At 63.5% G+C, this 23,400-nt stretch carries 16 protein-coding genes; 12 read left to right on the forward strand and 4 right to left on the reverse strand.

What is annotated here, in order from left to right; genetic code table 11:
* Positions 1-121: 121 nt before the first annotated feature.
* Entirely contained in the window at positions 122-946 is an 825-nt protein-coding gene (locus VFZ66_05405; protein ID HEX6288604.1) for a DUF4388 domain-containing protein, read from the reverse strand.
* Between the two features lie 153 nt (positions 947-1,099).
* Between VFZ66_05405 and VFZ66_05410 the strand changes: the two genes are divergently transcribed.
* From VFZ66_05410 to VFZ66_05450, 9 genes are all read left to right on the forward strand, one after another.
* Positions 1,100-1,714 (forward strand): hypothetical protein, encoded by a 615-nt coding sequence (locus VFZ66_05410; protein ID HEX6288605.1) that lies wholly within the window; start codon positions 1,100-1,102, stop codon positions 1,712-1,714.
* On the forward strand, positions 1,707-2,111 hold the full coding sequence (locus tag VFZ66_05415; protein HEX6288606.1) for a hypothetical protein: 405 nt from the start codon (positions 1,707-1,709) through the stop codon (positions 2,109-2,111). Before VFZ66_05410 ends, VFZ66_05415 begins: the two co-directional genes overlap by 8 nt.
* 537 nt (positions 2,112-2,648) lie before the next feature.
* On the forward strand, positions 2,649-5,534 hold the full coding sequence (locus VFZ66_05420) for a cation-transporting P-type ATPase (protein ID HEX6288607.1): 2,886 nt from the start codon (positions 2,649-2,651) through the stop codon (positions 5,532-5,534).
* 200 nt (positions 5,535-5,734) lie between these two features.
* The gene (locus VFZ66_05425; protein HEX6288608.1) at positions 5,735-6,379 is read left to right on the forward strand and encodes a TrkA family potassium uptake protein; all 645 of its coding nucleotides are present in this window, start codon (positions 5,735-5,737) and stop codon (positions 6,377-6,379) included.
* Between the two features lie 114 nt (positions 6,380-6,493).
* Positions 6,494-7,666, forward strand: coding sequence for a BMP family ABC transporter substrate-binding protein (locus VFZ66_05430; protein HEX6288609.1), 1,173 nt, complete (start codon positions 6,494-6,496; stop codon positions 7,664-7,666).
* A 125-nt stretch (positions 7,667-7,791) separates the two neighbouring features.
* On the forward strand, positions 7,792-9,330 hold the full coding sequence (locus VFZ66_05435; protein ID HEX6288610.1) for an ABC transporter ATP-binding protein: 1,539 nt from the start codon (positions 7,792-7,794) through the stop codon (positions 9,328-9,330).
* On the forward strand, positions 9,314-10,525 hold the full coding sequence (locus tag VFZ66_05440) for an ABC transporter permease (GenBank protein ID HEX6288611.1): 1,212 nt from the start codon (positions 9,314-9,316) through the stop codon (positions 10,523-10,525). Before VFZ66_05435 ends, VFZ66_05440 begins: the two co-directional genes overlap by 17 nt.
* Position 10,526: 1 nt before the next feature.
* Positions 10,527-11,825 carry an ABC transporter permease gene (locus VFZ66_05445; GenBank protein ID HEX6288612.1) on the forward strand — a complete coding sequence of 433 codons (1,299 nt, stop codon included), beginning with the start codon at positions 10,527-10,529 and terminating at the stop codon, positions 11,823-11,825.
* A 61-nt stretch (positions 11,826-11,886) separates the two neighbouring features.
* Entirely contained in the window at positions 11,887-12,546 is a 660-nt protein-coding gene (locus VFZ66_05450; protein HEX6288613.1) for a TrkA family potassium uptake protein, read from the forward strand.
* A 91-nt stretch (positions 12,547-12,637) separates the two neighbouring features.
* Here VFZ66_05450 and VFZ66_05455 read toward each other — a convergent pair whose 3' ends face one another.
* Positions 12,638-14,392 carry a glycoside hydrolase family 15 protein gene (locus tag VFZ66_05455; GenBank protein HEX6288614.1) on the reverse strand — a complete coding sequence of 585 codons (1,755 nt, stop codon included), beginning with the start codon at positions 14,390-14,392 and terminating at the stop codon, positions 12,638-12,640.
* A 184-nt stretch (positions 14,393-14,576) separates the two neighbouring features.
* On the opposite strand from VFZ66_05455, the gene VFZ66_05460 reads away from it, so the two are divergent.
* The 3 genes from VFZ66_05460 to VFZ66_05470 all read left to right on the forward strand — a co-directional run bounded on the left by VFZ66_05460 (position 14,577) and on the right by VFZ66_05470 (position 20,530).
* A complete protein-coding gene (locus VFZ66_05460; GenBank protein HEX6288615.1) occupies positions 14,577-15,854 on the forward strand; it encodes an N-acetylmuramoyl-L-alanine amidase in 1,278 nt (425 codons plus the stop codon).
* 426 nt (positions 15,855-16,280) lie between these two features.
* The gene (locus VFZ66_05465; GenBank protein HEX6288616.1) at positions 16,281-17,480 is read left to right on the forward strand and encodes an acetyl-CoA C-acetyltransferase; all 1,200 of its coding nucleotides are present in this window, start codon (positions 16,281-16,283) and stop codon (positions 17,478-17,480) included.
* Positions 17,481-17,884: 404 nt separating this feature from the next.
* Positions 17,885-20,530, forward strand: coding sequence for a S8 family serine peptidase (locus VFZ66_05470; GenBank protein HEX6288617.1), 2,646 nt, complete (start codon positions 17,885-17,887; stop codon positions 20,528-20,530).
* A gap of 88 nt (positions 20,531-20,618) precedes the next feature.
* On the opposite strand, the gene VFZ66_05475 is transcribed toward VFZ66_05470, so the two are convergent.
* Both VFZ66_05475 and VFZ66_05480 read right to left on the reverse strand, forming a co-directional pair.
* Positions 20,619-21,698 carry a hypothetical protein gene (locus tag VFZ66_05475; GenBank protein HEX6288618.1) on the reverse strand — a complete coding sequence of 360 codons (1,080 nt, stop codon included), beginning with the start codon at positions 21,696-21,698 and terminating at the stop codon, positions 20,619-20,621.
* A 72-nt stretch (positions 21,699-21,770) separates the two neighbouring features.
* A complete protein-coding gene (locus VFZ66_05480) occupies positions 21,771-22,505 on the reverse strand; it encodes a uracil-DNA glycosylase family protein (GenBank protein HEX6288619.1) in 735 nt (244 codons plus the stop codon).
* Positions 22,506-23,400: the final 895 nt, after the last annotated feature.

Below are 23,400 nucleotides of genomic sequence, written 5' to 3' on the forward strand. Positions count from 1 at the left end.
CATTGAATTGAACCGTAGGGCACGCCGGTGTCCTTGGGCCTATCGCAATGCATCTCTACGAGGTCAATCTATCTGCTCATCTCTGGAAAAGAAGCGCTGTCGGAAGGCATAGCGCGAGCTATCAGGCGCGTAACAGCCGCAAAATATCGTCGTACTCCGTGGCAGCGGCGGCCTCAGCGGATGCGGCGGCGGCTGGCACTTCCTCGATGGTCCGCTCTGCCGGTTCGGGCGTGGAAGCATCGGGCAGCGGCTCGACCGGCCTCAGCACATCTTCGGGAACGGCGACCAGCAGCTTGGCGAAGAAGCTGGTCTGCTCTGCGGGCTGGCTGGCAGCCTTGGCCTTCAGCCTCGGCTTCGGCCTGGGCGCGGGCGGCAACATCTTCGTCGCCTTCACCTGCTCGACGGCGGCTCGTCCCCGCGACAGCCGGAGCAGACCGCGCTCCTTCAGGCGGAGCAGGCCGGTACAGACCTCGATCGGATCGAGCACGGCGTAGTGGGCAACCTCGGCGATCGTCCGCGAGCCGTCGACGCCCGACAGGATCGGCCAGTCTTCCTCGTAGATTCGCACCTGCTCGCCGTTGGCCGGAGTGACGAATTCGGGCACGATGTCGAGATCGGGAATATGAGGCCGAATTCTGGACCATTGCCGAGCCAGCGCTACTGCCTGATCGATCACATTCGGCGTCGGCTCCACAACCGTCCGTTCGGGCGTGGTCTGCCCGGCAACAAAACGAAACGGAGCGTCCCCCAGTTCAAAGAGCGGCCAGAGCGCATCAAAGCCCTGCGCAGCGGGAGACGACGCATGCACGCAGCGACCTTCGACGAAGAAGATCAGATGCGTGCCTGACGGCGCTTGAATCTCGATCGCGCCAGTAACTAAACTGTTGCTACAAAGCTCCAGCAGCTCCCGCAAAGCAAAGCGAGATAAACATCCTTCGAGCTGCATGGCGACCTCACTATTCTTGATAGTTGTATCGTACCTGCTTTTGTCGTAGGTCGTCAGCCCCCGTAGGTCCTACAAATTTTTAGTACGTTTCTACCTAAGCTTGACGTTTTCGCGGTCCGCTGCTCATAATGAGCGCAGGAGTAAGGAGGCACGATGGTGGACGAGCGAGTGAAGTTATCGACAGCGGATGCGCTGACTGTACCCGCCGATGCGATTGTGGTCGAGGATAGCGGCTGGCTCACGGCCTCGCGCGGACTGGCCGCGAGCGTAGACGGGCTTAACCCTGAGCTGCGCGCACGGCGTGAGCAGGCGCTCGCGCTGCACGGCGGCCCGTACGCGATCGGCGCGGCGCTGGGCTTCCCGCTCCACCCGACGACGCACACGCTGCGCCACGCGATCTGGACGATCACCTTTACGTACATCCAGCAGCCGGAGCAGCGCGATCATCTGGTGCGGGCAACGCCGCTCGACATCGCCGCCGCCGCCCGCAGCGCCCTGCTCGAGGCGATAGAGCTGAAGGCGCGGCACATCATCATGCCCGCGATCGGCACGCGCACGGATTATCATGTGCTGCCGCCGGTGCCCAAGAAGCTGCCGCGCTATGTCATGGGCGCGGCGCAGATGATCGGCATCCAGCAGGCGCTCCAGACCGACACGACGATCGAATCCGTTACACTGGCGCTATCGCAGCGCGACTATGCGATCTTTCATGATCTGCTTGGCCTACCGTCAGCAGAATCGATCGATGAGGACACCAGCGATGAGTGATACCCGGAAAATGTGGGTGACTGAGGTTCATAATTTTGGCGGATTTTTCGGCGGCGATACCGTCACGCTCTCGGCGGTGCCCTGGCCGGAGGGAGAAGAAGAAACGCTGACGATCGACGAGAAAGCGCTGGACAATGTCACCAGCCGCCATACGATCGCGCCCGCGATGCTGCTAGAGCTGGAGCTGGTCGGCGAGCGCGTCGATCACGCGCGACTGGTAGCGGCCCGCGACCTGGATACGCTGCATGAGGCGTTGATCGCCGCGCCCTCTGCGCCTAAGCTGGATGCGCCGCGCATTCGCGCCTACCGCTGCGCCGCATGCGATCTGTGGGTGGTGGGACAGCCTTCCGAGAATCCGGCGGCGGTGTGTACGATCTGTGGACAACCTTTGGATTGACGGAGCAAACCCTGGCATGTTTTTTGCACTTCTCCAGTGGCACAAGATTTAAAGAGACAGAGCTGTTGCAAACAAGCGGAGTAGTGCCGTGAGGGTGTCAGCTCAAGGATTGGAATCGAGGAGTTTGTGCCATGATTATGCTTATTGTCTGCGCTCTGTTGCTCGCTGCTCTCTGTGTATGCTGGATCGCGACTCAGATCGACCAAGCCGCCAAGCTGACACCAGAGCCGGTACGGGTCCGCCACACGGTACAACGTCGCCGCTAAGCACGCACACAATACCAGGCCAGGAAGGGATGAGCCATGCTCATCCCTTGCGCATTTTACGGCCATGCCGCGCCTGAGCGACGATACCGGCTGTACCAAACGTGCCGAACGCGCTACAATACGGATGCTTAAATACGTCGATCACTTAACAGGAGCTACGGAATCGCTGCTTTAAACAGACGTTTCGCCTGCCACAGTAAGGATACAATGCCGCTCCGTCGCAGGCTCGCTAACGCTACTGCGTACCTCCTGTCACGTACGAGATTAAGGTATGGCTATTACAGAGTCATCAGTCGATGAATTAACCACGAAGTGGCAAGCCATTCCAGCCACGTCGATCGCCACACTGATGCCAGAGCAAGCGCTAGCCGAACTCAAGACCGAGCGCCACGGGCTGACAACTCACGAGGCGACGATCCGGCTTGCCGCGCTCGGAACGAACGATCTCACGATCCGGCGCGGCTGGCGCAGCATCTTCGGCGTGTTCGCGATTGTCGTCCGGCCTCTGCTGCTGCCGCTGTGGATCGCCGCGTTTATCGCCTTCGGCATCGACCGCATGTACATGGGACAGGCGCTCCTCGTGATCGCCGCGCTCAACACGATCGTCGCCGCGATTCAAGAGCGCAAGGTCGAGCGGGCGGCGGCGGCGCTGCACGACATCCTGCCTGCGTTCGCGCGGGTGCTGCGCGACGGGCGTGAGCAGAATATTATGGCGTCGATGCTGGTGCCGGGCGATATCCTGCTGCTGCGACCGAATGATAGCATTCCCGCCGACGCGCGGCTGATCGAGGCGCACGATTTGCATACCGTCGATACCGTGCTCAGCACAGAAGAGTCGGTGGTTCATCGCATCGTCGATGCAGTCTTTGACGACGACCATGTGACCGAGCAGTTGCCAAACGTGGTCTATGCCGGCGGGCGGGTCGTGAGCGGCCACGGCACGGCAGTGGTCTTTGCGACGGGCACGAACACCGCCTTCGGCAAGATCGCCGCGCTCACCCAGCGCGCCCAGGAGGAGCCTAGCCCGCTGCTGTGGGCCTTTGCTCATCTAGGCAACGTCGTGCTCGGCGTCGGCCTCATCAGCGCGCTGCTTGGCTTTCTTTATGTGTATAACCAGCTCAGGCTGACCATCGAAGAGAGCCTGACGATCGCTGTGCTCTTCCTCACCGCCGCCGTGCCCACGGGCCTGATGCCCGGAATTACCCTGGCGCTGATCGAGGGCGCGCGACGACTCCAGAAGCATAAGGCTATTTTTCGCCGCCTATCGAACGTCGAAACCCTGGGCGCGACCACGGTGATCTGCGCCGATAAGACCGGCACGCTGACGCAAAACGAGATGACCGTGCGCGAAGTCTGGACCGCCGACGGGCCGATCGTCGTCACGGGGGTGGGCTACCTGCCGCAGGGCCAGTTCATCGCCGAGCATCGCCCGCTCGACACGGCCAACGCCGCGCGGCACATCGGCGCGCTGCTGCGCGGAGCGGTGCTGACCAGCACGGCGCGACTCTTGCCGCCCGATACGCTGCGCCCGCACTGGCATATCCTGGGCGATCCTACCGAGGCCTCGCTGATCGTCGCGGCGGCGAAAGCCCACATCAAAGCCGCGGATGTGTATGAGCAGATCCCACAGATTGCCGTCTTGAACAGCGATCGAGACACCGCCCTGGACGGCGTGATCGTGCAGGAGCACAGCCAGACGTTCGCCTATGTCAAAGGCACGCCGCGCGAGCTACTGGCGCGCTGTACCGCGCTCGCCACGATGAACGGCGAGCGTCCGCTCACCGATCGCGATCGGCAGGCGATCAAAAAAGTGCTCCACCGCCATCAGCGCGACGCCATGCGGACGGTCGCGTTTGCCCGCCGCGCGCTGACGAGCGCAGACCCACGTGCGACGCGGATCGACGATGTGGCCCACGATCTGGTGCTGCTGGGCATGATGGCGGTGGTCGATCCGCCCCGGCAGGAGGTAGCCGAGGCGATCGAAGCCTGTCACAACGCCCATATTCGCACGATCATGCTCACCGGCGACGATATGATTAGCTCAACCTCGATCGCGCGACGCTGCACGATGGTTCGGAGCACACGCTCGACGGTGCTGAGCGGCCCCGAAATCGACGCCATGAATCAGGCGACGCTCAAAGAGCGGCTGCGGCATGGCGATATGGTGCTGGCGCGTCTCACACCTGAGCACAAAGTGCGCGTCGTGCAGGCGCTGGAGGAGCTGGGCGAGGTGGTGCTCGTCACCGGCGGCGCGGCCAGCGACGTGCCCGCGCTCAAAGCGGCCTACACTGGCATCGCCATGGGAGCTTCGGGCAGCGCCGCCGCCTGCCAGGCCGCCGATCTGGTGCTGCTCGACGACAACTTCGCGACGATCGCGGAGGCCATCGCCGAAGGCCGCGCGGTCGAGCAGCGGGTTCGACGACTGGTTGCGCTCAATCTTGCCACGACGGTTGCGAAGATCGTCGCGCTGATCGCGGCGCTGGTGTTTGGCCTGCCGCTGCTGCTGACGGTGGGCCAGCAGCTCTTGATCGATCTGCTGGCGGGGCTGCTGCCGGGCCTGGCGATCGGCGCCGGTCGGCCAGATCCACGGCTGATGTTGCGATCGCCGCGACCCACGGGACGACCGCTGCTGGCGCGAAAAGTCTATCTGCTGGGCTATGGCTGGTTCGGCGGCCTCACAGCGACTCTGGCGCTCCTAACGAGCATCTTTTATGTTGTTCAGGTCCACGGCCAGTACAACCTCAGGGATCTGATCGTCAGCAACCTGCTAGCGTACGAGGCGCGTATCGCCGACGAAGCGGGGCGGCATGGCCTCGTCGCGACCAGCCTGTACGTCGTGATGAGCGTCGCCGCTCTGCTGGGCGCGGCTCTGATCCGGCGCTCGGCAGCGCCCAACGACCGCCGTCCGCTCCTGCTGCTGCTGGGACTGGTCGGGCTGTCGTTCGGCATCCTGGTCGTGTGTATCATCTGGCCGACGGTCCACGCCTACATTGCCTTAACCACGATCCCCACATGGGGCTGGGGCGTGGCGCTTGCCGGAACCGTGCTTGTCGCGGGCCTGGAGTTCGTTCGTCAGCGCCTTGATCCGATCTTCAAGCCACAGCCGACTATCGCGGCGCAGCAGCCGCTCGGCAATATTCCTTCGGCGAAGAGCTAAAAGAACACGGAGGATGAGCCGAGAACCAAGAGCCGTCAGGCCGGGGGTTGGGGTGGCCCCTACCACCTCTTCCCCCGCTCCTGTCGCAACCCGGGTATCCTCTGGGCGGAGCAGCCTGTCGAGGTTCGGGGAAGGGGCCGGGGGTGAGGGCCTCACCTCGAAACGCGAAACCTGGAACTCGAAGAGATTGAGGAACGCACATGCAATCGATAATTGTTGGATGCGGTCGCGTCGGCGTGCTGCTGGCGCATCTGTTGGAGCAAGACGGGCATCAGGTGACGGTCGTCGATAAAAATCCAACGGCCTTCCGCAAGCTCGGCAGCGGCTTTCGGGGACGCACCGTTCCCGGCATCGGCTTCGATCGCGATGTGTTGCGTGAGGCCGGCATCGAGCGCGCGGATGCCTTCGCCGCCGTCACCAGCGGCGACAACTCCAACTTCATCGCGGCAACCGTGGCGCGTGACACGTTTCGAGTGCCGATCGTCGTGGCGCGGATCTACGATCCGCAGCGCGAGCAGATCTACCGGCGGCTTGGCATCCGCACCATCAGCTCAACCTCCTGGGGCGCGCATAAAATCAAGCGCATGCTGCTCAACAGCGATCTGCATGGGACGCAAGAGCTGGGCAATGGCGAGGTGCAGGTGATGCAGGCGCGCGTCTCCGCCCTGGTAGCCGGGCGTCCCGTGCGTGATCTGCTCTACAGCGGCTCGATCAACGTCTTTGCGGTCGTGCGCGGCGGACGAGCGTTCGTGCCGACGCAGGGCACGACCCTTCAGGAGGGCGACATCATCCACATGAGCGTCGCCGCCGATGCAGTGGATAAGATCGAGACACTGATCCGCTGAGCCTGGCGGCGCGATAGGTGATGTAGGAGCTTGCCAAGACCTTTGTGCTATAATGGCTCGCGGCTGGAACGTATCCAGCCGTCATTTAGGTTGTCTCCAAGGGAGGACCGCTTTATGCGTAAATCGCTGTACGGTGTCCTACTGCTGATCCTGTTGCTGCCGATTCTGGCGGCGTGCGGCGGCGGCGATGCTGGCACCGGAAACACCACCACGACAGGCCCCGCCACATCACCGGCGGGCGAGGCTAGCCCATCCCCGGTTGTTACAGAAACAGGAGCATCGCCCGCGCCCGCCGAGACGATGACGGCGGCTGCCCAAGAAACCGCCACCGGCGGCGCGTCCGGCGATGCCAGCAATATCCGCGTGGCGCTGGTGACGGATGTCGGCAAGATCAACGATGGCACCTTCAACCAGTTCGCCTATGAGGGCTTGCAGCGCGCGCAGCAAGAGCTGGGCATCAAGGTCGACTACATCGAGACGCAGCAGCCGACCGACTACGAGAAGAACCTTGAGCAGTTCGCCTCGGCGAAGTACGATCTGGTGATCGGCGTCGGCTTCTTGATGGGCGACGCGATCAAAGCGATTGCCACGCGCTTTCCAGACGTCAAGTTCGCGATCGTCGATGCCGCTCCCGAAGGCGCGCCCGACAACGTGAAGCCGCTGCTCTTCAAGGAAGACCAGGCGGGCTACATCGTCGGCACGATGGCGGCGCTGCTGACCAAGAGCAACACGATCGGCGTGGTCGGCGGCGTGGAGCAGGTTCCGGCGGTGCAGCGCTTCGTCAAGGGCTACGAGGCGGGCGCGAAGGCGCAGAAGGCCGACATCAACGTGCTCCAGGTCTATCTGCCCAGCTTCACCGATCCGGCGGCAGGCGGCGAGGCCGCTCGCTCGCAGATCGCCGAGGGCGCGGACGTGATCTTCGGCGCTGGCGGCCAGACCGGGTCGGGCGCGATCCAGGCGGCGGCTCAGGAAGGCGCGTACGTAGTCGGCGTAGACCAGGACGAGTACAACACCACCTTCAAGAAGGGCTCGGCGGAAGGTGCCGACAAGCTTGTCACCAGCGCGATCAAGCGCGTTGACAACGCCGTGTTCGACACGATCAAGTCGGTGGTCGACGGCAACTTCAGCAACGAGCAGTACGTCGGCGACGCGGCCAACGGCGGCGTCGACTATGCCGAGGCGCACGATGCGTCGAGCGTTGTCACCGCCGAGATCAAGGCCAAGGTCGATGAGGTCAAGAAGGGCCTGGCCGACGGCAGCATCCAGACCAACGTCGAAGTCAAATAAGCGGCGCGCATAGGTAGGCTGAGCAAAAAGAGGCGTATCAACGCCTCTTTTTTGTTTACCCAGGCGGCCCAACTTAAGCTACAATACGGCTACGCAACCTTGTGCCGCTGAGGGAGAGCCACACCGTGCAACAGCCACCCGCGCTCGAAGTTCGCAATATTACGAAACAATTTCCAGGTGTTCTTGCCAACGACCATATTTCCTTCACGCTTGAAAAAGGCGAGATCCATGCTTTCTTAGGCGAGAACGGCGCTGGAAAGTCGACGCTGATGAATATCCTGTATGGGCTGTACGCACCCGACGAAGGCGAGATCCTAGTCGGCGGAAAGCCGGTGACGATCCGCAACTCGGCGGATGCGATCGCGCTCGGCCTGGGCATGGTCCACCAGGAGTACGCGCTGGTCGATACGCTGACCGCCGCCGAAAACATCATGCTCGGCACGGAGGTCGTCGCCGGGCCGCTGCTGGACGAGCGCGCCGCCAACGAGCGGATTCGTCGGCTCGGCGATGAGTACGGCCTGCACGTTCCGCCCGATGTGCTGGTTCACGATCTGCCGGTGGGCGTGCAGCAGCGCGTCGAAATCCTCAAGGCGCTCTACCGCAAGGCCGATATTCTGATCCTGGACGAGCCGACCGCCGTGCTGACGCCGCAGGAGGCCGAAGATCTCTTCCGCGTGATGCGCTCGCTGGTCGATTCCGGCAAGTCGATCATCTTTATCTCGCACAAGCTCAAAGAGGTGCTGAAGATCGCCGATCGGATCACCGTACTGCGGCGCGGCAAAGTCGTCGGCTCGGCGCTGCCGCAGGAGGCGACGGAGCGCTCGCTGGCCTCGATGATGGTTGGCCGCGATGTCGTGCTGACCGTCGAGAAAACGCCAGCGCATCCGGGCGCGCCCGTGCTGCACATCAATGATCTGCTGGTGCTGGACGACCGAGGCCAGATCGCGGTCAACCATGTGTCGCTGGAAGTCCACGCGGGCGAGGTGCTGGGCATCGCCGGGGTGCAGGGCAACGGACAGACCGAGCTGGTCGAGGCGATCAACGGGCTGCGCGAGATCGTCAGCGGCTCGATCGAGCTTGAGGGACAGCCGATCACCGACGCATCGCCGCGCGAGATCACCGAGATCGGCGTCGCGTACATCCCCGAAGACCGCAAAGGCACCGGCCTGGTGCTGGCGTATCCCATCGCTGACAATCTGGTGCTCTCGACCTACTATCGCACGCCGTTTGCGAAGGGCATTCGGATCATCGGCGCGCAGATCGAGGAGCAGGCCAAAAAGCTGGTGCAGCAGTTCGATATTCGCACGCCCTCGATCTGGACCTCAGCGGGATCGCTCTCCGGCGGCAACCAGCAGAAAGTGATTGTCGCGCGCGAGTTCAGCCGTCCGATCAGGCTGCTGGTCGCGTCGCAGCCCACGCGCGGCATCGACGTGGGATCGATCGAGTTCATTCACCGCTCGATCATCCAGCAGCGCGACGAGGGCGTAGGAGTTCTGCTGGTTTCGGCTGAGCTTGACGAGGTGCTCGCGCTGTCGGACCGCATCGCCGTGATGTATAAAGGAAGCATACTTGCGCTGCTGCCACGCGCCCAAGCGACACGCGAACGGCTTGGTCTGCTGATGGCAGGCATTACAGAGGAGAGTGCAGATGGCCGTTCCCATTAACGCGCCGTTAGCGCCACGGCGAAGCTGGGCAATCTCGCTGGTGCGCGGCGCGCTGGTGCCGTTGCTCGCGATCGTGATCGCGCTGGTCATCGGCGCGGTCATTATCTGGTTTTCAGCGCCCGCCAATCGCGGCACGCGGCTGGAGGTCGTCCTCGCGGCGTATCGTGGCCTGTTCATGGGCGCGCTCGGCAGCCGGGGCGCTATCGCCAACACATTGGTCGAGGCCACGCCCTACATCCTGGCAGGCCTGGCGGTCGCCTTCGCCTTCAAGTGCGGCCTGTTCAACATCGGCGCGGAGGGCCAGCTTTTCATGGGCGCGCTCGGCTCCGTCACGGTCGGCTTTGCCGTCACGGGCCTGCCGATGATCATCCATCTGCCGCTGGCGCTGCTGGCGGGCGCGCTGGCCGGTGGCCTCTGGGGGGCGATTCCGGGCTACCTGCGAGCCAAAACCGGCGCGCACGAGGTGATCACGACGATCATGCTCAACTTTATCGCTTTCCGGCTGATGGACTATCTGATCGTCAGCGGGCCATTGCGCGACCCGACCGCCTCACTGCAACGCACGCCGTTTATTCAGGCCAGCGCGGCGCTACCCCGCTTCATCGGCCCGGTCGAGAGTCCAGGGCTGACGGGCGGACAGACCTACCGGCCCTTGATCGTCACCAGCGATCCGGCCTGGAACCTGCGGCTGCACCTGGGCTTCCTGATCGCGCTGCTGGCGGTCTGGTTCATCTGGTGGCTGCTCAACCGCACGACGACCGGCTTCGAGATTCGCACGGTCGGGGCCAACCCTGAGGCCGCGCGCTACGCCGGGATGAGCATCACCAAGAATTTCGTGCTGGCGATGTTCGTCTCCGGCGCGCTGGCAGGGCTGGCGGGCACCGGCCAGGCGCTGGGCCTGGAGCGCAACATCAAATCGCTCTTTTCGAGCGGCTACGGCTTCGACAGTATCGCTATCGCGCTGCTGGCGAAGAGTAATCCGATCGCGATTATTCCGGCGTCGATCTTCTGGGGCGCACTCAACAATGGTAAAGGGATGATGCAGGCGCAGGCGGGCATCTCCAGCGACCTGATCCGAATCGTGCAGGCGCTGGCGATCATCTTTGTCGCCGCCGATCAGATCGTGCGCTGGATCTTCAGGCTGCGCCAGTCGGAGAGCGACCGGATGATCTTCTCGCGCGGGTGGGGCAAGTAACATGCAACAGACACTCAGCCAGCCACAGACCACCGTCACCGCCTCGACGCGCGGCAATGTGACGCGCGCCCGCATCGCAGGCGCGCTTGGCGTGATCATCGCGATCGGGCTGATCGCCGTCGTCGTCTCGCGGGTCGATCCCGGCAAAGTCTCGACGCTGACCATTCCGCAGCCGGGCGGGCAGATCGGGCAACCCCTGGCGCGCATTCCGCTGCCGACGGTGCCGACCGTGATCGTGATCCAGACACTCCTGGGCCTGGCGGGGATCTATATCGCCATTCGCCAGCCGCTCCGCTGGATCGTGCTGTACGTGAGCGCGCTGATCGGCCTGGCCTTTTTCACGATCTTGCTGTGGGCGGTCGCTGGCTCAAGCGTCGATCTGGTCGATGTGCTGGCGCGCGTGGTGCGGCTGGCAACGCCGATCACACTGGGCGCGCTGGCCGGCCTGATCTGCGAGCGATCGGGTGTGGTCAACATCGGCATCGAGGGCACAATGCTCTTCTCGGCGTGTATCGGCTATATCGCGGCGATCTTGACCGGCTATACCTGGCTGGGCGTGGCTGCGGCGATGCTGACCGGCTCCGTCGTCTCGGCGCTGCACGCGGTGCTCTCGGTCAACTTCAAGGTCGATCAGATCATCAGCGGAACGGTGATCAACCTGCTGGCGGTAGGCACGACGGGCTACCTGCGCGGCGCGTTTATCGTGCCCTACGAGCAGCGCAGCGGCGCCGAGATTGTCGCTCAGGCGCTCGGCAGGCAGCAGATCCCCGGCCTGTGGCGCATTCCGATCCTGGGGCCGGTGCTGTTCTCGCACCCGCCGATCACCTACCTGATGCTGATCCTGGTCTTCGTCGTCAACCTGATGCTCTTCCGCACGGTCTGGGGCCTGCGCACGCGGGCGGTCGGCGAGCAGCCCAAGGCGGCGGATACGGTCGGGATCAACGTCAACCGGCTGCGCTTCTGGAACGTCGTCGGCAGCGGGCTGATCTCAGGGCTGGCGGGCGCGTGGTTTTCGCTGGAGTCGACCTTCCGCTTCGACGATGTGATGACCAACGGACGTGGCTTTATCGCGCTGGCGGCGATGATCTTCGGCAAGTGGACGCCGCTGGGCGCGTTCGGCGGGGCGCTGCTCTTCTCATCCGCCGACGCGCTGCAAATCAAGATTCAGGGCTTCAACTTCGGGCTGCCGCGTCAGTTTTTGCAAATGCTGCCGTATATCGTCACGCTGATCGTGCTGGCCGGGATCATCGGGCGGGCGCGACCACCGGCGGCGGTTGGCAAGCCGTACGAAAAAGGCTAGAATCCTGGTCGGATGCATATTCATCCAGATGATCAGAGCGTTCCCCCCTGGAGGTGTGACTGTGAATATCTTAGTTGTGGGCGGCGGCAAAGTCGGCACGAACTTAGTCAACGTGCTGAGTAACCAGGGGCACAACGTGACCATGATCGAGATCAACGATGCGGTGTTTACCAAGTTGCAGCGGGCGATCCCCCAGGCGCAACTGATCTGCGCCGACGGCTGTAATCCGCTCTCGCTGCGCGAGGCCGGAATCGAGAGCATGGATGCGGTCGTCGCTGTCACCGGCGACGACGAGGATAATCTGGTTGTCGCCAAGCTGGCAAAGCACGAGTACCGCGTCGGGCGCGTGGTAGCCCGCGTCAATCACACCAAAAACGAGTGGCTCTTCACGCCGAAGATGGGCGTCGACATCGCGATCTCGCACTCGTCGCTGCTGGCGCGGATTATCCATGAGGAGCTGAGCATGGGCGATCTGGTGCCGCTGCTCAAGCTTGAGGGCGGCCAGATCTCGCTGGCGGAGGTCACGATTCCCGCTGAGTCGCACGTGATCGGTAGCCGCGTCGAGGCGCTCAAGCTTCCCAGCGATTGCGTGCTGGCGACGCTCCTGCGCGGCGGCGAGGTGCTGCTCCCACGCGGCGACACGAAGATTCAGGCCGGAGACAAGATCATCGCGCTGGTCAAAAGCGAGCAGCAGGCCGAGCTGGTGCGGATTTTTGGGTAGGGCCGAGAACCAAGAACAACGGAACAGAGAACAAAGGACAGCGAGCCATACCCGCTCTAACCCCTTTGTTCTTTGTTTGTTTGTTCTTTGTTTAGCGTACCTGCGACAGCAGAATCGCGCTGTTGACCAGCCCGATATGGCTAAACGCCTGAGGATAGTTGCCCAGCGCCATGCCGCTGGCCGGGTCGATCTCTTCCGAGAGCAGATGATGGGCGCTGGCGTATGACAGCAGCGTCTCGAAGCGCTCCACGGCCTCCGCGACCTCGCCGATCGCGGCCAGCGCATCGACCAGCCAGAACGAGCACAGCAGGAACGTGCCCTCATCGCCCGGCAGATGATCGTCGGTGCGGTAGCGATACACGAGCGCGCCCTGGCTCAGCGCCTCCTTGATGCGCAGCACCGTCGCGCGTACGCGCGCGTCGGTCGGCGGCAAGAAGTCGAGACGCGGCAGGATCAGCAGGCTGGCGTCGAGCGCCGTCGATCCGTAGGTCATGGTAAACGACTGAAGCTGATCGTTCCAGGCGTGCTGCAAAATACTCTCGCGGATCTCCTGGCGGGTCTGTCGCCAGCGCGGCAACGCCTGCTCCCAGCGTTCGCTCTCGGCCAGCTTCACGCCGCGATCGAGCGTGACCCAGCACATCAGCTTGGAGAACGTATGCTGCGCAGGCGGGCCGCGCATCTCCCAGATGCCCTGATCCGGCTCGTGCCAGTGCGCGCAGACGTAGTCGATCTCGTCGCGCAGGCTCGACCACTCCTGCGGCGATAGCAGGTTGCGGTGGCGGGAGTAGGCATAGGCCGCGTCGATCACGCCGCCGTACGCATCGAGCTGATGCTGGCAGTACGCCGCGTTGCCGATGCGCACCGGACGCGAGCCGCGATAGCCTTCCAGGTGGTCGAGCGTGACCTCGGTTAGATCCTGCTCGCCGCCGACACCGTACATGATCTGCAACGGCGACGCGAACTTCTGCGCCAGCTCGTCGAGCCAGCGGAAGAAGTGACCCTCCTCCTCGTGGTAGCCCAGCGCGCACAGCGCGTCCAGCGTGAGCGACGAATCCCGCAGCCAGGTGTAGCGATAGTCCCAGTTGCGCTCCCCACCGATCCACTCCGGCAGCGATGTCGTCGGCGCGGCGATGATCGCTCCGCTGGGCGCGTACGTCAGCAGCTTGAGCGTAATCGCCGAGCGCCGCACGGCAGCCGCCCACTGCCCGGCATAGGTACACTGGTCGATCCAGCGCTTCCAGAAGCGCCGCGTCGCCTCCAGGTCTGCCGTAACCGCGCCGACCGGCACGATCTCGACGCCGGAGCTGAGCACACAGCCGATCTCCTCGCCCTGGCGCAGGCGAGTACGAAATGTCGCGGAGCCGTCGGCGATCTCCCAGCTCTGCTTGCAGGCCAGATGCAGCGTCAGATCGTGCGCTTCGAACACAAGGTAGCCGGGCTGGCTCGTCAGCGTCGGCAGATCGCGGGCGTAGTTCGGGCGCGGCGAGAAGCGCGAAACAACCTCGATCTCTCCCGATGTGCAGCGGAGCACGCGGCAGAGATCGTGGCCGGAGGCTACGCCATCCCACGGCGACATCCAATCCCATAGCTCAGCGACTCCGCCTGTTGTCTCAAAGGTTGTCACCAGAACCGCTGTCTCGCCGTCGTACGCCTGGCGGCTTGCAACAATCTCGGTCGGAGCCAGCAGCCAATCGCCGCCGCGCTCGTCGTCCAGCAGCGCGGCAAACAGGCTTGGCGAGTCGAAGCGCGGCCACGGCAGCCAGGCCAGCCGCCCATCACGCCCGATCAGCGCCGCCGTATGCAGATCGCCGATCAGCCCGTACTCGGTAATCGGTAGATAGGCCATATGCGTGTCCGTCTCAGATCAAGGGGTTTCACATTATCGTCTCACGAGTGTAGCACAGTCGTGCAAGCAGTTGGATTTTTTGGGCCTCACGCGGCGCTCGCCGGTCGCCTCAAGATCCGCGCTTGACACGCGCCCGCGCAGGCTCTAGGATAGCTCATCGTAGCCGCACAACCAGGAGCGCTGCATGGACTATCGCATCATCTCGTATCCTGCGCTACCCTCCGCCTACACCACACATAAGCCGGGCCGTCGCATCGACATGCTGATTCTTCATGCCACGGGCGGTGTCAAAACCGGCGACCTCTGGACGCTTTCGGGTCGCGATCGACGCCATCTGGTCAGCACGCACTATTATGTAACCAAGCTGGGCGAGATCTATCAGCTCGTGCAGGACAAAGATATTGCCTGGCACGCCGGAGTCTCGTACTGGCAGGGCGAGAGCGACTGTAATCGTTTCTCGCTCGGCGTCGAGATGGAAAATCTCAACGATGGGCGCGATACGTATCCGCAGGCGCAGCAAGATGCCGTGCTCTGGCTTGTGCGCAACAAGGTGCAGCAGTACAAAATACCGCGCTCGCGGCTCGTCCGCCATGCACAGGTGGCGCTACCGCCCGGTCGCAAAAGCGATCCGCGCGGCTTTCCCTGGGACAGCTTCATCAGCCGCGTCTACAGCGATATTCCGCCCGGTCCCAATCCACCGCCGACGCCGCCGCCATCGCCGAATGTGATCCTCCGCACCGCGCTGATGGAGGCGGCCTACCGCATGGCGCGCCACACCTACCATCCCGACTGGGCGATGCATCAGTTTGCCGTCAAAGAGCGCCTGGGGCCGCCGCTGCTGCCGATGTTTCGCTTCCGCGCCGAGGGCCGCGATTGGGTCGGCGAGGTCTATGGCGTCGATGCGGTCGCCTCGCCCGTGGGCGTGTGGGGCGATATACGGCGGCTCAGCCAGCTACCCGACGGCGATCTCAAAAGCGCGTTCCGCAACGAGGTCTACCGGCTGCTCGGCGCGATCTATCACGCCGATTGGGCCTTTCACCAGTATGCCGACCGCAACGCGCTCGGCGTGCCGCTCAGCGAGAGCTTCCGCTTTACGTTGAGCGGCGGCGAGTCCTACGTCGCGCAGATCTTCTCGCTTGAGACGCTGATCAGCCCCTATGGTCAGTGGGATGTGATCTTTCCGCTGTCTAATCTGCTGGACGTGCCCCAGCTGGAGCCGCGCGATGCCGAGATCCGCGATGTCCTGCTCAGCAGACAGTTTCAGCGCGCCGGCAGCAGCTACCATCCCGACTGGGCGACCCACCAGGCGGCGCTGCGGCTTGGTCTGGGCGCGCCGCTCCGCAACCAGGACCGGATCGAGATGGGCGTGCAAGATTATGTGGCGCAGCCCTTCGCGCGCGATGTGCTCTACTCGCCCGTAGGCGATTGGGGCATCGTCAAACAACTGAGCGAGCTGTTCTAGCCTGCCGCAGCCGTCGATCCACCAGGCTCCAGCTTCGTCATGAGGCTGGAGCTGTTTGTCGCCTGCCGATCCGGCGACCTATCGCCCTTTTCCGTCGCGCACATGCAGCAGGTGCTTGCCGAATTTCATCTGCGGAAAAAAGTTTTGCACATTATCCACAGCTTTTCCAGAAATATTCGCATGATTTTGAATAGTCGGATTTGCAAATGTTTGTGCGGATTTTGGCGGTTTTTCCTCCGAATCGGAAACTCGGAGCGGCTCCCGCGATCGGCTAGAGCACGGCGGTAAATGCTTCTAGCGCGATATACGCAGCCATGTTACACTTGATTGCGAAGTCATTAATCGCAGCAGCACAGCGACGTGCTGAGGCGGGTTACGCCCAGCTTCAGGTCGAAGTGCGGGCGTTTTATCTTTTGGGAGGCAACTGTGGCAACCCTTCAAGATCGTGATACGGTGATTGTTTCCGGTGCGCGCACACCGATCGGTCGTTTCGGCGGCGGCCTGGCCGCTATTCCGGCTCCACAACTCGGCGGCTACGCGATCAAGGCGGCGGTCGAGCGCGCGGGCATCGATCCGTCGGTCGTCGACGAGGTGATCATGGGCAACGTGCTGCAAGCCGGCGAAGGCCAGGCTCCCGCACGGCAGGCGGCGCTCAAGGGCGGTCTGCCCAGCAGCGTCGGCGCGCTGACGATCAACAAAGTCTGCGGATCGGGGCTGAAGGCGGTCATGCTGGCGGCGGCGATGATCCGCGCCGGCGATGCGGAGGTTGTCGTGGCGGGCGGTATGGAGAATATGAGCAACGCGCCCTATCTGCTGCCGCAGGCCCGCTTCGGCTACCGGCTCGGCAACGGCGAGATCGTCGACTCGACTGTTCACGATGGGCTGTGGTGCGCCGTCGAGTGCCATCACATGGGCATGAGCGCCGAATGGGTCGCCCAGGAGTTCGGCATTACCCGCGAGCAGCAAGACGCCTTCGCGCTGCGCTCGCATCAGCGCGCGGTAGCGGCGCAGGACGGCGGCAAGTTTGCCCGCGAGATCGTGCCGATCGAGATTCCGGGCAAGAAGGGCCAGGTGACACGTATCGAGGCCGACGAGCCTGTCCGGCGCGATAGCGATGCCAGGCAGTTGGCCGGGCTGCGATTGGCCTTCAAGTCCGAGGGCGGTACCGTCACCGCTGGCAACGCGCCCGGCATCACCGACGGCGCAGCGGCGCTGGTGCTGATGAGTGCGGCGAAGGCGCGCGAGCTTGGCCTGACGCCCCTGGCGCGGGTGACGGGCTATGCCCAGGCTGCGGTTAAGCCCCTGGAGCTGTTCACTGCGCCGCCGTACGCGGTACAGCGCCTACTTGAGAAGACGAACACCCGGCTGGACGACTACGATCTCTTCGAGATTAACGAGGCGTTCGCGGCGCAGGCGCTAGCGAACGTCAAGGCGCTCGACCTCGATCAGGATCGGCTCAACGTCAACGGCGGCGCGATTGCGCTCGGCCATCCGATTGGCGCGTCGGGCGCGCGCGTGCTGGTGACGCTGCTCCACGCGCTTCAAGATCGCGGCGGACAACGCGGCATCGCAAGTCTCTGCTTGGGCGGCGGTGAGGCTGTGGCGCTGGCCGTCGAGCTAATCTAACGCCCGATTCGCCTGCGAAGAACATAGAGGATCAACTTCCCCATCTCCTGTCGCCGCTCAGGCGGGCTTCCGCCTGAGCGCGGGGAAGGGGGCGGCGAGCAGCGCCGGGGGCGAGGGCCTGAACAACAACTTGTTGCATCCACCTAAGCGCCCGTATCGCAATACGATTAACACCATTCCTTGCTTAATCAACAAAGAGTCGGTATAATCCGCCTCAATCGATCTCCAATTTCCGCCCCCTCTTCTGCAAGATCGAAACCCACTACATAACACCCTTTGTGTCGGCGTGCCGCTGAGATTGATCAGCGTCACAGTGTAGTCGTGTACCCCTCGTCATGCCCTCGTCTTAATCCGTTCAGTTTGTAGCGCCCTGAGCTGGCGTTAACAACCAAAGGAGAGAATGGATGCACTCCCCCCGTTACCTGTTCGCCGTGGCAGCCCTCTTGCTGTCGACCCTGTTGAGCACCGGCATCGGCCAGGCCAGCCAGACCGCCCAGAGTCAGGCGGCTCCGATCCGCCTGAAAGCCGCCACATTCACCCCTGCCCGTGGCGAAGCGCCCGCGATTCCCCCCGGCCTGACCCGCGCCGGATACGCTGAAGGCGAGCGCGGCTACTATATCGTGCAGTTCGGTGGTCCCGTCGAGCAGGCATGGAAAGATCAGGTCAGCGCCGCAGGCGCGGAGCTGCTGGACTATATCCCAGATTTCGCGTTCAAAGTCCGCATGAACCCGGCGCAGGCCCGCCGCGTCGAGCAGTTGGGCAACGTGGCCTGGGTTGGCGTGTTCCACCCGGCCTACAAGCTCAGCCCGAACCTCAAGCGCGACGGCGCTCAGCTCTACAACGTGCGTGTCGAGCGCGGCGCGGATGCCGGACAGGCTGCCGCCGCGATTGCTCGGACCAGCGCGCAGGTGATCGGACGCCAGGGCAGCTACCTCGTCGTCGCGGCGGACGCTGCGCAGCTCGACGCGATTGCGCGGGTGCTCGATGTCGCCTGGGTCGAGAACTTCTTGCTGCCTGAGAAGCACAACCAGTACGGCGCGGGCGCGATCATGGGCGCGAATACCGCCAACGCCAGCGGCTACGACGGCTCGACGCAGACCGTAGCGGTCGCCGACACCGGCATTGGCAACGGCACCACGACGGGCGCGCATGGCGATATTCCCGCCAGCCGTGTCACCGCAGTTTATAACTGGGTTGGCGTCACCGACTTCTGCTTCCAGACGATCGTCGACGACGGCGCGCAGGATGTCGATAGCGGTCACGGCACGCACGTGGCAGGCTCGGTGCTCAGTGACGGCGACGCCAGCGGCGCGAACAAGGGCACCGCTCCCGCAGCACGGCTCGTCTTCCAGGCCACCGAGAACTGGGTTCGCACGTCGTCGTTCTGCAAGAACTTCTACGGCTACATGGACGATTACTACCTGACGGGGCTGCCAGCCGATCTGCGCCAGCTCTTCCAGCAGGCGTACGACGCCAACGCGCGCATCCATGCCAACTCGTGGGGCAGCGCGGCGGCGGGCGACTACACCGCCTATAGCGCCAACGCCGACGATTTCATCTGGAATCATCGCGACATGACGATCACCTTCTCGGCGGGCAACGAGGGCATCGACGCCAATGCCAACGGTGAGATCGACAACGACTCGACCGGCTCACCGGCCACCGCCAAGAACGTGATCACCGTTGGCGCGAGCGAGAACGACCGCCAGGGTCACTACGAGTGCGACTCCAGCACGACCTACACCTCGCGCGATACCAGCTACCAGTCGGGCCAGACCTGCGCCAGCATGGGCTTCAATAACTTCCTGGGCACGTACGGCCAGCGCTGGGGCAGCGACTATCCCGCCAATCCGATCGCCAGCGACCCGACGGCAGGCAACAAAGAGCAGATGGCGGCCTTCTCCAGCCGTGGCCCGACCGACGACGGACGCATCAAGCCCGATGTTGTCGCCCCCGGCACCTGGATTCTCTCGACCTACTCCGACCTGCACCAGGAGGGCTACGGCGATCCGCTCAATCCGCAGAACAACGCTTTCCAGTCCGACGGCTGGGGCATGCCGGTCAACGGGCAGTACAAGTACTTCGGCGGCACCTCGATGTCGAACCCGCTGACGGCGGGCGCGGCGGCAGTGGTGCGCGACTACTACCAGAAGGCGCATAGCGTCAGCGCCAGCTCGGCCCTGACCAAGGCCACGCTGATCAACTCCGCCGTCGATCTGCTCGACGAGAACAACGACGGCGCGAGCGACAACGACTATCCGATTCCCAACGTCCACGAGGGCTGGGGCCGCGTCAACGTCGCCAAGGCGACCGACGGCAGCCTCCAGTTCGTCGAGCAGACGACCGGCCTGAGCACCAACGGCACCGCGACCTACCAGGCGAACGTCACAGGCGGCGCTCTGCTCAAAGTCTCGCTGGTCTGGAGCGACTACGCTTCGACCGAGGCCGCGACCAAGAATCTGGTCAACGACCTGGATCTGACGCTCACCGCGCCGAACGGCACGATCTATCGCGGCAACGTCTTCGGCGGCGGCTGGTCGGCAACCGGCGGCACGGCGGATCGCACCAACAACGTCGAGAATGCGTACATCCAGTCGGCGGCAGCCGGCACCTGGACGATCCAGGTACGCGGCTACAACGTGCCGAACGGCGCGCAGCCCTTTGCGCTGGTTGTCGACGGCGGCGCGCTCACCACACCGCCACCACCGGCCCCGATGCACGTCGGCGACCTCGACGCCACCCGCGCGCTCGTCAGCAGCCGCGCCTGGCAGGCTACCGTGACGACGACCGTCCACGATGCGAGCCACGGCGCAATCGCTAATGCGACTGTCACCGGCTCGTGGAGCGGCGGCATTACCGGCACCGGCACCTGCACGACGAACGCCTCCGGCCAGTGCAGCGTCACCAGCGGTAACATCTCGACCAAGAACGCCAGCGCGACGTTTACGGTAACGAATGTGACGCAGGCCTCGTACACCTACCAGTCGTCGAGCAACCACGATCCCGACGGCGACAGCAACGGCACGGCGATCACCGTCGCCAGGCCGTAGCCCTCCATCCGTCGCTGCTACATTCAGGCTGATACCGCGAAACCTCCTGCGCTAGATTGCCAGGAGGTTTCGTCGTAGACAGGATCAGCTACATACTCCGGCGCAAAAACGACGTGCGACGATAGCGGATCACCCGATCCGATGACCACGGCGCTTCAGGAGCCATCGTCAGGCTTGCCAGCGCCAGCAGCACCGTATCGTAGTTGACACGCCAGCCCGCGAAGTCGCGCCAGGCCCGATCGCGATCCGCCTTCAGCTCCACGCCCGCCGCCGCCATCTGCTCGCACGCCGCGTCGAACTCCGCCCGCGACACGCTGATCGGATCGTCGGGCGCGGGATTGCGATCGTACGGGATGCGAAAGAAATCGGCGATCGTCTGTAGCGCCAGGTAGCCCGCCCGCAGACATAGATCCGCCTGCGAGTCGCGCGGTACGGCCACGACCGCGTTGACCAGCGCCGCAGCGTCCAGCACCGCGCCCGCCGCCGTGACCCAGGAGTGCTCAGGATGCGGCGAGCGAAAAAACGCCAGTGCGGCCAGCGATGTATGGCTCTCCTCAAGATCGACAAACCAGATCTCCCACGAGGTCCACAACTGATTTAGCAGATGCAGGCGGTTGATCCGGTGAAAGCGCACAATCAGCTCGACGGCTGAGGGCGGCGAGCCTGCGCGGACCTCCAGCATATTCACCGCCGCCTCGCGCCGTGAGAATGCCCCGTACATCGTCGGCAGATAGGCGATCAGCAGGGCTACCAGTACCAGACCAATCAACGCCTCGCTAAAGGCCAGCAGCGTCGTTGGCAGATTGACCACCGGCGCGAAGCCGAGCGTCAGCAGCGACGAGCCGCTCAGCGTAAATGCCTGGCGCAGCGAGGTAACGCCGACCGCCCAGTACATCGCCATGTAGCCGATCAGCACGAACGTAAGCCAGACCGCAGGCAGCGCCAGCAGCGTGATCGGCGCGTAGTGCGCCATCACGCGATCACGCTCGGCATACGTTTGGGTACGGTACAGCGCCAGGCCAAAGAGTCCCGCCGATACTCTGAAGACCAGCCGCGTCAGCGGATCGCGCGTGCTGCGTGGCAGCACAAAGGTCTGAAGCGCGGACAGAAACGTTCCCGCGACGATCACCACACCCGCCAGAAAGACAAGCACACGAAGCAGCAGCATGGCTGGCATTACTCCTTAGCAGCAGCGCTGAGCGTACACGAAGCGATCAGCGGCGCTGATCACCGGGCTGGCCTAAGCCTCGGCGGGCTTCGACGACTCCAGCGGCCATTCCGCCGTGAGCTGCTGGCGCAGCGCAATCAACATCTTGGTCGCCGCCACGGGGTTGCCGCGACCCGTTGGAAAGTAGCACGGAAACACAGAGTAGCTCCGCCCGTCGATCGGATGCGACGAGAAGAACGTGCAGCGACCCTGCTGCGCATCCCACAACTGATCGGCCAGCCGTACATTGCAGCCGGTCAGCAGCCGAAATGGAATCAGGCCAAACGTCACGATCGCCTGGGGCTGCACCAGCGCGATCTCCGCTTGTAGAAATGCCCACGCAGCGGCGATGCGAGCGGTCGTCGGCAGCCGGGAGCCGTCGTCGACGCATTTGACAGCATTGGTAAGATAGAGTTGTTGTCGGCAAGTCTCGTGCAGCAGTAGCTCGACCATCTCCGGCGTACGTCCCAGCGCTGCGATCCGCTCCGGCAGATCGGCCCGCACAAAGCCTGCGGTCGCGAGGATCTCCCAGAGCTTCGGCTTACCGGCAAACGGAAATCGCACCCCCCGCCAATCGGCATGCGCGGTGAAGTTGCGCACGGTCGGATTGATAAACACCAGCATCAACCGAGGTTTCGTAGCACAGCCGCCGCCGGGCACATGACGGTACTGACGGCTGGCCGTAGCGCAGACCGTGCATGTGTCCAGCCGTGCGTTCAGCGCGGCAAGCTGCTGATCGCTAACTATTGGTTGAACGATATTTAACATGTATGACACCTTGCATCTCTATACTCTGGTTATACCATGCTTCCGGCGGCTAGCCCGCCGTGCAAAAGGAGCTGCATCATGCTGGTAGCGCTGCTCGTGATCGTGATCTGCCTGTCCACCATCTGTGTGCTATCTGCCTGCCGTGTTGCGCACAGCGAGCGAGATTAATCGCCGGATTGCATTGACTCTCTATACAACGGGTGGTATAGTCTCCACCACAAGCAGATAACGAACGACGTTGAAGGGGAATAGTACGCGCTTCCTCGCCGTCCAGCGAGCCGGAGGTTGGTGCAAGTCCGGCCAGGTGATGCGCGCCGAACCCGCCCCAGAGTCGCCGCCGAACAAGCATCGCCTCGATGCTTTAACGTGTGCCGGTGCGTCCCCCGTGATCGGGACACCCTATCGCGATGCAGCTTGGCCTGTGTCGCCGTAGGCTGAGAGGGAACGCGTGTGTGTTCCAACCAAGGTGGTACCGCGAGCCGAATGGCCCGTCCTTGAGCAGGTTGCTCAGGACGGGCTTTTTGATTGATCGCCGCAGGCGATCGAACAGGATCGGAGGCAGTATGCGAGTTGTTCGGCTATTCAATCCTATCGAGCGGATCGCGTTTGTATCATTTCTTGAATACCCTAAGAACCAGGAATCGGGCAAGAACAAAGGAACGGGGTGCCAGACCCAAAGGGTACCCCGGCGCACAGGAGAACAAAGGGACGAGGATCAAGGGCTGCCAACTCGAAACTTTGAGCTCGAAACTCGGATTGACAAATCGCGCTAAACTAAGAAGGAAGGGCTAACTATGGCAAAAGAAGGCATTACATCACGCGCTCAAGACTACTCGCAGTGGTACCTCGACATAGTGGACAAGGCCGATATGGCCGAAAACTCCGGCGTGCGCGG

Source organism: Herpetosiphonaceae bacterium (assembly GCA_036374795.1).
Taxonomy (GTDB): domain Bacteria; phylum Chloroflexota; class Chloroflexia; order Chloroflexales; family Kallotenuaceae; genus LB3-1.

Bases quoted from the DNA above. Each gene is read 5' to 3' on its own strand.
- VFZ66_05405 (HEX6288604.1), bottom strand. From the start codon at position 946: ATGCAGCTCGAAGGATGTTTATCTCGCTTTGCTTTGCGGGAGCTGCTG.
- VFZ66_05410 (HEX6288605.1), top strand. From the start codon at position 1,100: ATGGTGGACGAGCGAGTGAAGTTATCGACAGCGGATGCGCTGACTGTA.
- VFZ66_05415 (HEX6288606.1), top strand. From the start codon at position 1,707: ATGAGTGATACCCGGAAAATGTGGGTGACTGAGGTTCATAATTTTGGC.
- VFZ66_05420 (HEX6288607.1), top strand. From the start codon at position 2,649: ATGGCTATTACAGAGTCATCAGTCGATGAATTAACCACGAAGTGGCAA.
- VFZ66_05425 (HEX6288608.1), top strand. From the start codon at position 5,735: ATGCAATCGATAATTGTTGGATGCGGTCGCGTCGGCGTGCTGCTGGCG.
- VFZ66_05430 (HEX6288609.1), top strand. From the start codon at position 6,494: ATGCGTAAATCGCTGTACGGTGTCCTACTGCTGATCCTGTTGCTGCCG.
- VFZ66_05440 (HEX6288611.1), top strand. From the start codon at position 9,314: ATGGCCGTTCCCATTAACGCGCCGTTAGCGCCACGGCGAAGCTGGGCA.
- VFZ66_05445 (HEX6288612.1), top strand. From the start codon at position 10,527: ATGCAACAGACACTCAGCCAGCCACAGACCACCGTCACCGCCTCGACG.
- VFZ66_05455 (HEX6288614.1), bottom strand. From the start codon at position 14,392: ATGGCCTATCTACCGATTACCGAGTACGGGCTGATCGGCGATCTGCAT.
- VFZ66_05460 (HEX6288615.1), top strand. From the start codon at position 14,577: ATGGACTATCGCATCATCTCGTATCCTGCGCTACCCTCCGCCTACACC.
- VFZ66_05470 (HEX6288617.1), top strand. From the start codon at position 17,885: ATGCACTCCCCCCGTTACCTGTTCGCCGTGGCAGCCCTCTTGCTGTCG.
- VFZ66_05475 (HEX6288618.1), bottom strand. From the start codon at position 21,698: ATGCTGCTGCTTCGTGTGCTTGTCTTTCTGGCGGGTGTGGTGATCGTC.
- VFZ66_05480 (HEX6288619.1), bottom strand. From the start codon at position 22,505: ATGTTAAATATCGTTCAACCAATAGTTAGCGATCAGCAGCTTGCCGCG.